This window comes from Pseudomonas sp. SWRI111, assembly GCF_014268555.1.
GTDB lineage: Bacteria > Pseudomonadota > Gammaproteobacteria > Pseudomonadales > Pseudomonadaceae > Aquipseudomonas > Aquipseudomonas hamedanensis.
In genome coordinates this window covers 347,772-359,450 of the sequence record NZ_JABWQQ010000002.1, presented here as the reverse complement: position 1 = coordinate 359,450, position 11,679 = coordinate 347,772, and the positions used below count along the sequence as shown (strand labels likewise).

The 11,679-nt window shown below is 60.6% G+C and carries 10 protein-coding genes; 1 reads left to right on the top strand and 9 read right to left on the bottom strand.

Translation table 11 applies throughout. The annotated features are described in order from the left end of the window. The first annotated feature begins 16 nt into the window (after positions 1-16). Positions 17-1,246 (top strand): nucleoside recognition domain-containing protein, encoded by a 1,230-nt coding sequence (locus HU755_RS05165; RefSeq protein WP_186630820.1) that lies wholly within the window; start codon positions 17-19, stop codon positions 1,244-1,246. Positions 1,247-1,363: 117 nt separating this feature from the next. Here the strand turns inward: HU755_RS05165 and HU755_RS05160 are convergent, their stop codons facing one another. The 9 genes from HU755_RS05160 to HU755_RS05120 all read right to left on the bottom strand — a co-directional run bounded on the left by HU755_RS05160 (position 1,364) and on the right by HU755_RS05120 (position 11,679). Beyond that, positions 1,364-1,990, bottom strand: a complete 627-nt coding sequence (locus HU755_RS05160; RefSeq protein ID WP_186630819.1) for an ABC-type transport auxiliary lipoprotein family protein — start codon at positions 1,988-1,990, stop codon at positions 1,364-1,366. Beyond that, positions 1,987-2,925 carry an MlaD family protein gene (locus HU755_RS05155; protein WP_186546265.1) on the bottom strand — a complete coding sequence of 313 codons (939 nt, stop codon included), beginning with the start codon at positions 2,923-2,925 and terminating at the stop codon, positions 1,987-1,989. The genes HU755_RS05160 and HU755_RS05155 overlap by 4 nt, the downstream gene beginning before the upstream one ends. Position 2,926: 1 nt before the next feature. Then, complete coding sequence (locus tag HU755_RS05150; RefSeq protein WP_186630818.1) at positions 2,927-3,730, bottom strand: ATP-binding cassette domain-containing protein; 804 nt, start codon at positions 3,728-3,730, stop codon at positions 2,927-2,929. Continuing rightward, the gene (locus HU755_RS05145; RefSeq protein WP_186630817.1) at positions 3,727-4,875 is read right to left on the bottom strand and encodes an ABC transporter permease; all 1,149 of its coding nucleotides are present in this window, start codon (positions 4,873-4,875) and stop codon (positions 3,727-3,729) included. The genes HU755_RS05150 and HU755_RS05145 overlap by 4 nt, the downstream gene beginning before the upstream one ends. Before the next feature lie 54 nt (positions 4,876-4,929). Next, positions 4,930-5,958: a DUF5924 family protein gene (locus HU755_RS05140; RefSeq protein ID WP_186546262.1), complete on the bottom strand. Its 1,029-nt coding sequence runs from the start codon at positions 5,956-5,958 to the stop codon at positions 4,930-4,932. A 205-nt stretch (positions 5,959-6,163) separates the two neighbouring features. Further along, positions 6,164-7,552, bottom strand: coding sequence for a pitrilysin family protein (locus HU755_RS05135; protein ID WP_186630816.1), 1,389 nt, complete (start codon positions 7,550-7,552; stop codon positions 6,164-6,166). 153 nt (positions 7,553-7,705) lie between these two features. Then, positions 7,706-9,364 carry a Na/Pi cotransporter family protein gene (locus tag HU755_RS05130; protein ID WP_186630815.1) on the bottom strand — a complete coding sequence of 553 codons (1,659 nt, stop codon included), beginning with the start codon at positions 9,362-9,364 and terminating at the stop codon, positions 7,706-7,708. Between the two features lie 525 nt (positions 9,365-9,889). After that, positions 9,890-10,525 (bottom strand): hypothetical protein, encoded by a 636-nt coding sequence (locus tag HU755_RS05125; RefSeq protein WP_346655424.1) that lies wholly within the window; start codon positions 10,523-10,525, stop codon positions 9,890-9,892. Beyond that, on the bottom strand, positions 10,522-11,679 hold the full coding sequence (locus HU755_RS05120; protein ID WP_186630814.1) for a hypothetical protein: 1,158 nt from the start codon (positions 11,677-11,679) through the stop codon (positions 10,522-10,524). Before HU755_RS05120 ends, HU755_RS05125 begins: the two co-directional genes overlap by 4 nt.

Genomic DNA, 11,679 nt, shown 5'->3' with positions numbered 1-11,679 from the left:
TCGGGGGATTTGACTGATGCTTAATGGCCTGTGGCTTGGCTTCTTCATCGTGGCAGCCGTGTCGGCGCTGGCGCAGTGGCTGATTGGCGGCAACGCGGGGATTTTCGCGGCGATGGTGGATAGCATTTTTGCCATGGCCAAGCTGTCGGTCGAAGTCATGGTGCTGCTATTCGGCACGCTCACCCTGTGGCTGGGCTTTCTGCGCATCGCCGAGAAGGCCGGGATCGTCGAATGGCTGGCGAAAGTCCTTGGGCCGCTGTTCCTGCGGCTGATGCCGGAAGTGCCGGCCGGCCACCCTGCCCTTGGCCTGATCACCCTGAACTTCGCCGCCAACGGCCTGGGCCTGGACAACGCCGCCACGCCGATCGGCCTGAAAGCCATGAAGGCGCTGCAAGAGCTCAATCCCAGCGCCACCATCGCCAGCAACGCGCAAATCCTGTTTCTGGTGCTCAACGCCTCCTCCCTGACTCTGCTGCCGGTGACCATCTTCATGTACCGCGCGCAGCAAGGTGCGCCGGATCCCACCCTGGTGTTCCTGCCGATTCTGCTGGCAACCAGTTGCTCGACGATCGTCGGCTTTCTCTCAGTGGCGTTCATGCAGCGCCTGCGCATCTGGGACCCGGTGGTGCTGGCCTATCTGGTGCCCGGTGCGCTGATTCTCGGCGGTTTCATGGCCCTGCTCGGCACCCTTTCGGCCACCGCTCTGGCGGGATTGTCGTCGATCCTCGGCAATCTCACGCTGTTCGGGCTGATCATGCTGTTTCTGCTCATCGGCGCTTTACGCAAAGTGAAGGTCTATGAGGCGTTCGTCGAGGGCGCGAAAGAAGGCTTCGACGTGGCGAAGAATCTGTTGCCGTATCTGGTGGCGATGCTCTGCGCGGTTGGCGTGTTGCGTGCGTCAGGTGCGCTGGATTTCGGCCTGGACGGTATTCGTCATCTGGTCGAATGGGCTGGCTGGGACACGCGCTTCGTTGATGCGCTGCCGACGGCGATGGTCAAACCGTTCTCCGGCAGCGCCGCGCGGGCGATGCTGATCGAAACCATGAAGACTTCGGGCGTCGACAGCTTCCCGGCGCTGGTCGCGGCGACGATTCAAGGCAGTACCGAGACGACGTTTTATGTGCTGGCGGTGTATTTCGGTGCGGTGGGGATTCAGCGCGCGAGACATGCGGTGGGCTGTGCGTTGCTCGCGGAGTTTGCCGGGGTGGTCGGCGCCATTTTCGTCTGCTACTGGTTCTTCGGCTGATCACAGAGCCATTTGTAGGAGTGAGCCTGCTCGCGATAGCGGTGTAGCAGTCACCGATGATGGCGACTGCCACACCGCTATCGCGAGCAGGCTCACTCCTACAGGGGTTGTGGTGTGTCAGCGGGGTTGTGGAGCTAATTTCTGGCCTTGTTCTACCGCCCAAGCCACAACCTTGGCGGTAAGACGATCACTGGCCTGGCCAAACCCGGCCACCACCGCCGGGACCTGCACATCGTTCAGCGGCTGGCGCTCTTCAAAGCGGCGGCTCGCGAGAATCCGCTGATCGTAGCCACGCACCAGCAATGCATCGACCCGCACCACGACGCCGGCCTGCGTGCCCTGATACTCCGTCTGAAACGCCTGCAAGCTGCCGCCCAGTTCCAGATCCGCCTGGAAGTTGCTGTCATCAGTGCTCAGCAACGTCACCCGACCATCACGCGCAAAGCCGTCGAGCAAGCGGTTACGCAGCAACACCGGCGCCGGATCGCTCCAGCGCGAGCCCTTGTAGCTGCTGATCATGTCGCCCTGGGGGATCACCGCAATACTCGGCCGATTCAATGCTTCGCTCGCCTGCCATTTATTCAAGCGCAGCGACCACGATTGAGCCGCCGCCGGACTGGCCGAGGCGGGCGCCTGCGCGGCGGGCAAGCGGTAGACATCCGAAGGCTCCGACTGGGGCAAAATCGAGCAAGCGCCGATCAGGCTCAAGCCAGCGACGAGCAGGGCGATTCGAGTCAGTTTCATGGGGTGAATTCCTTGTTCTTGTCGCTGCCCAGCAGGTAACCGCTGGGGTTGGCCTCGAGGCGTTGGGAAATGGCGCGCAGCGAGGTCAGCGTCTCGCGCAGTTCGCGAATCGCCGGGGCCAGGCCGTTGAGGCCCTGCATGCCGTTATCCAGCGAATTCTGGTTTTTGCTGAGCAAGCCGTTGATGGTCACGCTGCTTTGCTCCAGCGACTTCATCGCCTGTTCGGCACTGCCCAAGGCCTGTTTGCCCTGATCGTTGAGCAAGCCATTGGCGTTGCGCATCAGCAGCGAGGTCTGTTCGAGCATGCTGCCGGCCTGTTTGCCGACAGTCGCCAATTGCTGCATGGCCTGTTTGATGTCGCCGCGTTGGTCGTTGATCGTCCCGGTGGTTTGCTCAAGGTGGGCGAGGGTGCTGCTGACGCGTTCGACGTTCTCGGCGGAAAACATCTGGTTGGCGTTGTGCAGCAGCGCGCTGATGCCCGTCATCAAGTCGCTGCTGTCGTTGAGCAGGCGCGAAATAGGCGAGGGCGAGGCGATGAGGGTCGGCAACTGGCCGTCGTGACCGCGCAGTTTCGGACTCTCGGGCGTGCCGCCGCTGAGCTGGATGATCGAGGTGCCGGTGATGCCAGTCAGCGCCAGTTTGGCCTGGGTGTCTTCCTTGACCGGCGTGTCGCCAGCGAGGCGAATCCGCGCCAGGACTCGCCGTGGATCCTGCGGGTCGAGACGCAGGCTGACCACGTCACCGACCTTGATCCCGCTGTACTGCACCGAACTGCCCTTGGACAAACCGCTGACCGCCTCGTTGAACACCACTTCGTAATCCTTGAACTCGGTGTCGACGCTGGATTTGGCCAGAAACAGGCCGAAGAGCAGGGCGCCCGCCACGACGATTACCGTGAACAGGCCAATCAACACATGATGGGCTCGGGTTTCCATGTCAGACCTCGTTGAGCAGTTTAGCGGCGTCCAGCGCCGAGCGGCCGCGCGGGCCGTGGAAATATTCGTGAATCCACGCGTCGTCGGTTTCCGAGACGACGTCGATGGGGCCGGCGACCAGCACCTTCTTCTGCGCCAGCACCGCCACGCGATCGGTGATGGTGTAGAGCGTGTCGAGGTCGTGGGTCACCAAAAATACGCTCAGGCCCAGCGCGTCACGCAGGGTCAGGATCAATTGATCGAACTGCGCCGCGCCAATCGGATCGAGGCCGGCGGTGGGTTCATCGAGAAACAGGATGTCCGGATCCAGCGCCAAGGCCCGCGCCAGTGCCGCGCGCTTGATCATGCCGCCGGACAGCGACGCCGGGTATTTGTCCGCCGCCGACAGCGGCAGCCCGGCCAGTGCCAGTTTTACCGCCGCCAGGTGTTCGGCGTCATGGCGGCTGAGGCCGGCGTGTTCGATAAGGGGCAGGGCGACGTTCTCGGTCACGGTCAGCGACGAAAATAGCGCGCCTTTCTGGAACAGCACGCCGAAGCGCCGTTCGATCAACGAACGCTCATGCTCAGCGAGGCTCGGCAGGTTCTGGCCAAAGACTTTGACGCTGCCTTCGCTGGGCCGGTTCAGCCCGACAATGCTGCGCAGCAGCACCGATTTACCGGTGCCGGAGCCACCGACCACGGCGAGAATTTCGCCTTTGTAGACATCCAGATCGAGGTGCTCGTGCACGCTCTGGCTGCCGAAACGATTGCACAGGTCACGGACTTCAATCACCGCCTCGGAGGGCGCGCGGGGTAAACGACTCACCAGCCCATCTCCATGAAGAACAAGGCGGCCACCGCGTCGAGCACGATCACCACGAAAATCGACTGGACCACGCTGGACGTGGTGTGAGCGCCAACCGATTCGGCGCTGCCGCTGACCTTGAAGCCTTCCAGGCAGCCAATCGCCGCGATCAGGAAGGCGAAGATCGGTGCCTTCACCAGGCCCACCAGAAAATGCTGAATACCGATGTCCGATTGCAGCAGCGAGAGGAACATCGCCGGCGAAATATCCAGCGACACCGCGCAGACCACGCCGCCGCCAACAATCCCCGAGAGCATCGCCAGAAACGTCAGCATCGGCAGCGCCACCAGGAGCGCCAGCACGCGCGGCACCACCAGCAATTCGATCGGGTCGAGGCCGAGGGTGCGGATCGCGTCGATTTCTTCGTTGGCCTTCATTGAGCCGATCTGCGCGGTGAAAGCACTGGCGGTGCGCCCGGCCATCAGGATCGCGGTGAGCAGCACGCCAAATTCACGCAGGAACGAAAAGCCGACCAGATCCACGGTAAAAATCGTCGCACCGAAACTGGCCAACACCGTCGCACCGAGAAAGGCCACCACGGCGCCGACCAGAAAGGTCAGCAGCGCCACGATGGGCGCGGCGTCGAGGCCGGTCTGCTCGATGTGCGCAATCATCGGCGTAATGCGCCAGCGTTTGGGCCGGAACAGGCCACGGGCGATGACTTCCAGAATCAGCCCGACGAAGCCGAGCAACTGCATCGTGTCTTTCCACACCGTATCCACCGCGCGGCCGATGCGCGTGAGCAGTTGCACGCTGACGCTGATTTCCGGCTCTTTGATCGGCACGCAGAAATCATTCAGCGAGCAATACACCGTTTGCAGCAGCGCGCGGTCGGCGGTGGACAGGGTGCAATCGGGGTGTTCGGCGGACTTGCCCAGGCGCTCGGCCCCAAGCAGTTCGACCAGCAACGAGGCGCCAGCGGTATCGAGGGCGCCGAGGCCATTGAGATCGATCGCAGTGTTGGCGTCGTACTGGCCGTGCAGTTTTTCGCTCAGGTGCTTGAGCGCGGTGTAATGGGCGAGCGTCCAGTCGCCGGTAATGCGCAGGCGGGCGGGGCTGAGCGAGGTGTCCAGGTGGGCACTGCCGGGCGTTGGGCTGCTGGTCATAAGCTCCGTGCTTATACGGCTGTTACAAGAACCTACGTAATAGCACGAACCGGATTACTTTTCTTTGGCCGGTGTGCTGTCCGTGATCGCGAAGCGCAGCACGCCGATCAACTGGCCATCCTCGGTCAGCACCCGCACCTGCCATTTGCCCGCCGGGTTGCCGGGGAAGTTCTGCTTGTGCGTCCACGCCCGATAGCCTTCCTTGCGGCCGCCATGGATATCGAGGGCGATGCGATCGACCTCTTTGCCGTTGAATTGCCAGACGTGATAAATCCGCTCGTCGAGGCCACGCGGTGCGTTGATCGCGGTGTAGGCATAGAGCCCGCCGTTGCGGATCTGCTCGGCGCTGACGGTATCCAGGCTGGCGCCCGGGGTGCGGTCCTGCAGTTGCGTACTGATCGCCACGTCAGTCATCCACAGCGTCGCCGGCGGCACCCACGAACGCAGCGCCCAACCGACGCCGCCGATGCCGACGGTGATAAACAGAATTGCCAGGGCGTTACGCACGGTGCGGATCGGGAAGATCGACGCCAGGCTCGGGAACGACAGCAGCACGGCAATCCCCAGCGCCCATTTGAAACTCTGCGCGGTGGTCAGGTGCATGATCACCGGCAGCGCCGTGAGCAGGGCGGCGAACAGGGTCAGGGTGTGCAGCGCCAGAAACGCCCAGCGCCGTGGTGCCAGCCATTTGTAATAGAGCGGATCGACGATGGAAATCAGCGCGGCGACGCTGAGCAGGCCGGTGAAAATCAACTGGCCGCTGTTCCAGGTCGTGGTGATAAAGAAAAACGGCAGAACGAAAAACAGGCTTTCCTGATGGATCATCTGCGTCGCGTAACGCAGCAACGGCTGGGGAATTTCGCGTTTGAAGATCCGCGTGAACAACCCGGTCAGGGTGTTTTCCAGCATCAGCCAGATCCAGCTCAGCAGCATGATCACGGTGATCCAGCTCGCCAGCCCCTGTTGGCGATCGACCAGAATGAAACTGCCGACCCCGGAGATGAAACCGCCCGCCGCAATGACCCCGGGATAGCGCTTCATCAGTTCGAGAAGGCGCTGGATCAGGAGGGTAATTTTCGACATGGGGGCGATTCACGACAAGGTAGGGAAATACTCCGACAGAGTAGCGTCCGCCGGGCGTTGTGGCGAGGTTGCGGATCGTAAATCACCCTCTGTCCTCTGTGGGAGCGGGCTTGCTCGCGAAGGCGGTGGGTCAGGGCAAGCATTCGTGTCTGATACACCGCATTCGCGAGCAAGCCCGCTCCCACATTTTGGGGGCAGTACAAGGTCAGTGTTCGGCGGGTTTTCGGCGGTGAAGGCGCCAGCCGATCACGATCAGCAGCAACACCCCGACACCACCCGCCACCAGCCACAGCACCTGATCATCACTGATCAACGGCTTTTCGACCCTGAAATACCCCGGTTGCAACAGCAGCTCGCGCATGGCCTTGTTCGCGTCTTCCAGCGTCACGCCTTGCAGCTCCCGCGCCGGGTTGGCGAAGCGGCCGTCCTCGTAGTCGTTCAGCGCGCTCCAGTAATAATCCGCCAGGGCGCTGTTGCCCTGCACGGCCCAAGCCTGGTGGGCGATGGCGGCTTGTTTGATGCGGGCGAAGGTGGTCGGGTCGAGGCCGTTTTTCAGCAGGTCGGCCTTGAGATCCTCGAGCACCTGGATGGCTTCGTCGACGTCATCGCGATCCAGGTCGGCATTGAGGCTCATGAAGCCGACGCCGCCAAACACTTCGCGCTCGGCCCACGGCCCGTAAGACAACCCATGGTTGAGGCGAATCTGCCGGTACAGCGCCCAGTCGAGGTAATCCTTGAGAATATCGAACGTCTCGTCGTGCTGATCGTCCAGCACCGGCTCCGGCACCAGCCAGTGCAGCTTGGCGCCATCGCCCATGAAACCACGGGTGAGGGTGCGCTCATGCGCGGCGCTGACGCGCAGGTCCGGCAGCGGACGATGTTCGCTCGGCTCGACGGCTTGCAACGCGCCCCAGGTGCGCTCCAGATACGCCGGCAGCAACTTGTCGAGCTCGCCGACGACGATCAGCGTCATGTTGTTCGGCGCGTACCAGGCCTGGCGCACTTTCTCCAGTTGCGCTTGGGTCAGGTGGCCGACTTCGGCGCGCTGCGGGCATTTCAGGCCCAGCTCGACCGCCAGTTGATTGCTCGCGGAGTGGCCCAGGTCCTGGCGATCGAGGAAGCGGCGCAGGCGCGTGTAATGGCCGCCGTCCTCACGCTCGACCACGCGTTTGGCGGCGTTGATCGCGTTCTCGTCGATGCGTGTCTGGGTCAACAGCGCGAGCAGCAGGTCGAGGACCTTGCGCTGGTTTTTCGCCGGAGCCTCGATAACAAACGTGGTGTCGGCGTTACTGGTGAACGCGTTCCAGTCGCCACCGAGCGCCTGCATGCGTTCTTCCAGGCCGCCTTCGCCCGTGGCGTCGATGCCGCTGAACAGCAAGTGTTCGAGCAAGTGCGGCAGCTCTTTGTCTGCGCAATCGAAGTCATCGAGACCGACGCCGACCACCAGACGAATCGCCACGTGGCCGCGCTCGGTGCCGGGTTTGAGCAGCAACTGCAAACCGTTGGGCAACGCATAGCCTTCAACCTGAAAACGATCCAGGGCAAAAGCGGGCAGGGAACCGAGCAACAGACAGGCGAACAACAGGCAACGCATAACAGGCTTCCATACGGCTGGTTTGGAGATCCGTGTCGTCAGTCAGACCGCTATTCGCAAGCAGGTCGAATCGTCACACCCTGTGGGAGCGAGCCTGCTCGCGAAGATCTTGAGGCTGAATCACTGTAACTGACTGACCCCAGCCCCAGACGTTCAAGGCGAATGCGTAATGTCGGCGATATCATCCACCGCCAGCGCCCCGGTATCCGCCGTTTCCAGCACCACATAGGCACTGCCGCAAAACAGCGAGTTCAGACGTTTCATATCGGCAATCAACTCCAGGTGCAACGAACTGGTCTCAATACTCTGCACGATCTTGCGTTGCAAACGGCTGACGTGGGCGTGGGCCAAGCGTCGTTCTTGTGCGCGAAAGCGGCGTTTTTCGCGCAGCAACTGCCGGGCACTCTCCTCGTCGCCACTGAGAAACACCGACAGCCCCAGCCGCAGGTTGGCGATCAGTTGCTGCTGCAGCCCGGCCAGATCTTCCAGGCCTTCCTCAGAGAACGAACGCCGTTGCGAGGTTTTCTGCTGCTGGATTTTGCGCAACATGCGCTCAATCAAATCAGCACCCAGTTTCAGGTTGATCGCCAGTTCGATGATCTCGGCCCAGCGCCGGCTGTCCTGTTCGCCGAGGTCCTCGCGCGGCATCTGCGCCAGGTAGAGCTTGATTGCGCTGTACAGCGACTCGATGTCGTCCGTCATCCGGCGAATTTCCTGGGTCACTGCCGTTTGCTTGCCGCGCAGGACATCAAGGCTGGCGTCGAGCATGTTGTCGAGCAGATCGCCCATGCGCAGGGTTTCTCGCGCCGCGTTGGCCAGCGCCAGGCTCGGCGTCGACAGCGCCGTCGCATCGAGGTGACGGGGCTTGGCCGTGCCATTGATCTCCGGGCGCTCCGGCAACAGCCAGGCACACAGCCGCGCCATCGGCCCGACGCTTGGCAGCAGAATCAGGCAGCGCGCGGTGTTGTACAGCAGGTGAAAGCCGATGACCATTTCCTGCGGGCTGAAATCGAGGCTGTCGATCCAGTGCACCAGTGGATCAAGCACCGGGATGATCAGCAGCAGGCCGATCAGTTTGTACAGCAGGCTGCCCAGCGCCACCTGGCGGCCGGCGGCGTTCTGCATGCTGGTGCTCATGAACGCAAGAATGCCGCTGCCGATGTTGGCGCCGATCACCAGACCGATCGCCACCGGTAAGCTGATCACCGCAGCGCCAGCCAGCGTGGCGGTGAGCAGCACGGCAGCGAGACTGGAGTAGGAAATCATCGCGAACAACGCGCCGACCAGGGCGTCGAGCAGAATGTCGCCGGTCAGCGAGGCGAAGATCACCTTCACCCCTTGCGCGTGGGTAATCGGCGCGGCGGCCTCGACGATCAATTGCAGCGCGAGAATGATCAGCCCCAGGCCGATCGATACCCGGCCCATCTGCCCGAGCCGCGTCTGTTTGCGCGAGAGAAAGAAAATCACCCCGAGGAAAATCAGCAGCGGCGACAGCCACGACAGATCGAAAGTCAGCACGCGCGCCATCAGCGCCGTACCGACGTCGGCGCCGAGCATGGTCGCCAGCGCCGGGGTCAGCGCCATCAGGCCCTGGCCGACAAACGAGGTGACGAGCATGGCGGTGGCGTTGCTGCTTTGCACCATCGCAGTCACCAGAATGCCGGCGACAAACGCCAGCCATTTCTTCGACATGTTCTGGCCGATCACATGTCGCAGGTTGGTGCCGTAGACCCGCAAAATGCCGGTTCGGACGATGTGCGTACCCCAGATCAGCAGGGCGACGGCGGAGAGCAGATTGAGCAGGGTGAGCATGCAGACCCCCTGAGTAGCAGCGCCCCAGAGGGGCAAGTGGACGGCACCGCGCGGTTTCTACGTGTTGGATACTTAAGCTGTAGTTGGCGAACGGTCTCGGCGCCAGCATTGCACAGCTAAAGAGTGGATTGAAACAAAAGTGTCATGGAGACAGGTGCACCCACCTCATCTGAATCAACACGATCCCCTGTAGGAGTGAGCCTGCTCGCGATAGGGCCATAAGCTTCAAAATTGTTGTCGGCTGACAGACCGCTATCGCGAGCAGGCTCACTCCTACAGGTTTGTGGCTTTGCAGGATCAATCGCTGAAGTGGTCTCTGCTCAGGCCAACGTCAATTAAATACCTGGCCGTCTTCACATTCCGCTCATCACAGCGCCAATACGAACAACCAGAAAATCCATTGGAAAGTGAAAAGACGTCAGGCACACGAACAACAAGCAGAACACTGCTGTGCGCCAGCATCGACTGTGCCCCCCGTAGCAATTTTTCACTTGCGACTTCGGTTATGAGCCGTATAGCGCTTGCTCATTCGCTGTAGTAATCCTTTCCTACGCTGACATCGATCAGATACTTAGCTGTCTCCGGATCGCGCTCATTACAGCGGGCGTAACATTTGACGTTGAGCGCGAGACTGTACTTATGAGGGATCAAGAGCACTGTCACCTTGACGTTATCAAACAACTCGACCTGGAGCGTCTTTCGACTGGTTTCATCAGCCGTATTCACCCAAGGATTTGTCTCACTGTTCCACTCTACCCATCCGGCGCTTTTAAGATGGCTCTGAAGTTGATCAAGCACCGCCATGAGTTGGTCGAAGGGCAACGTTTCGAGCATCGGAGAGGTCGTCATATTCGAAACCTTTCCCTCGTCAAATCCGATTGAGGCGAATTTGGTGGCAGGCAACGTAAAGCCGTGCTCCGGGTCATCGAAATGGATAATAACTGGTGAGGAAATCCAGGCTGAGCTCGGATGCGGAGGATTTCCAGGGTAAGTCACAGTGTGAGCTGCCACGCTAAATGTGGAATCGGCAACTGTCGCATCGTAAGTCTTTCCGATATGAACTCGCAGGGTGTCCGTACCCCAAGTGGAATACGCGATTCCCGCCCCAATTAAAGCAGCAGCGAGAATTATCACGAAGCGCTTTCTCGACAGCTGGATCACTGCACTCCCCCACCCTTAGAAATTTCTGTTATGGACTGCGTGAGTTTTGCTCGTGAAGCAGGGTCTTTGAGCAATGCATCGAACTGACTAGCCGCTCGGATGACGAACTCCATTCGTTGATCTTTGTCAGCCAAATTAGCCAGTGGGTTGCTACCAAATGCGACTTTTCTTTCGTCCGGAGCTTTGCATTGACTTGCAAGGGTCAACTGAATTTCCTCAGCGGCTCCTGACATAATTCCGGTAACCACGGATACCGCGTTGCCTGCGTGTGTTCCGCGCATCAGGTAGGAAAAGTGTGCATCGTCATACATCGCTGGCTGCAAAATATTGATTTGTTCGTGCTGAGCCATGAACTCAACACTTTTGGAAATCCTTCCTTCATCAATGGCTTTGAACGTGTCACTGACTTGCGATTGCACCAGCCCAAATTCAACTTTACTGGAAATAGGCCACAGCACTTCGTTTTTAAGTTTATTGCGCAGTGGGAGACACGCTTGCATCTCTTTGAATCCCCGCACCATAAAAAATCGGTGCAGCGGATAAACGTCCAGAAACAGCGATGTATTACCCAGCGCCAACATCTCATACACGTAGTCCAGCTGCTGCTGAACCACTGAACGTGGGTTGTCACCGAAGGTGATGTCCTCCGTCGGCATCGGATTGGCCGCCCGAGCCTTTTCCAGCTCCTGTTCCGCCTCGGGATTGGTCCTGCTGAATTTGAAGCCGAAACCTTCGAACAGGGTTTCAGATGGCGCGGTTCGGATCTTCTCCTGCGCAGCTTTCTGCGCAGCGATGGCGGTTTGCAGTTTAGTGGCGTGGATCAGCCCACACCCCACCTGCTTCGAAGCAAACGCCGCCAACCCTGCCCACTGAAAACGGTTATCCGCCAACCACAACTGCGCGTACGCGGCGTTGATCTTACGGTTGCGAGCCTGGGGGTCGGCGATGAGGACGCCGCCGGGGGCGACCCAGTCTTCGGCTTCTTTCTGGAAGCGCCGCCACAGGCAGTTGCAGGTCAGCAGCGGGACTTCGACGCGGGTTTTCGGATTGGGGCCGGCGGTGCTGGTTTCCCGTTTGCAGGTGGGCAGCTCGCAAGTGCTGTCCCAGAGTTTTTTCATGTCCAAGTCGTCTGGCGCGATGCATTGTGCAGTCAT

What these genes read in the sequence shown, in the direction of transcription:
- HU755_RS05120 (WP_186630814.1), bottom strand. Translation starts at nt 11,679, where the DNA reads ATGACTGCACAATGCATCGCGCCAGACGACTTGGACATGAAAAAACTC.
- HU755_RS05135 (WP_186630816.1), bottom strand. Translation starts at nt 7,552, where the DNA reads ATGCGTTGCCTGTTGTTCGCCTGTCTGTTGCTCGGTTCCCTGCCCGCT.
- HU755_RS05140 (WP_186546262.1), bottom strand. Translation starts at nt 5,958, where the DNA reads ATGTCGAAAATTACCCTCCTGATCCAGCGCCTTCTCGAACTGATGAAG.
- HU755_RS05130 (WP_186630815.1), bottom strand. Translation starts at nt 9,364, where the DNA reads ATGCTCACCCTGCTCAATCTGCTCTCCGCCGTCGCCCTGCTGATCTGG.
- HU755_RS05155 (WP_186546265.1), bottom strand. Translation starts at nt 2,925, where the DNA reads ATGGAAACCCGAGCCCATCATGTGTTGATTGGCCTGTTCACGGTAATC.
- HU755_RS05145 (WP_186630817.1), bottom strand. Translation starts at nt 4,875, where the DNA reads ATGACCAGCAGCCCAACGCCCGGCAGTGCCCACCTGGACACCTCGCTC.
- HU755_RS05165 (WP_186630820.1), top strand. Translation starts at nt 17, where the DNA reads ATGCTTAATGGCCTGTGGCTTGGCTTCTTCATCGTGGCAGCCGTGTCG.
- HU755_RS05160 (WP_186630819.1), bottom strand. Translation starts at nt 1,990, where the DNA reads ATGAAACTGACTCGAATCGCCCTGCTCGTCGCTGGCTTGAGCCTGATC.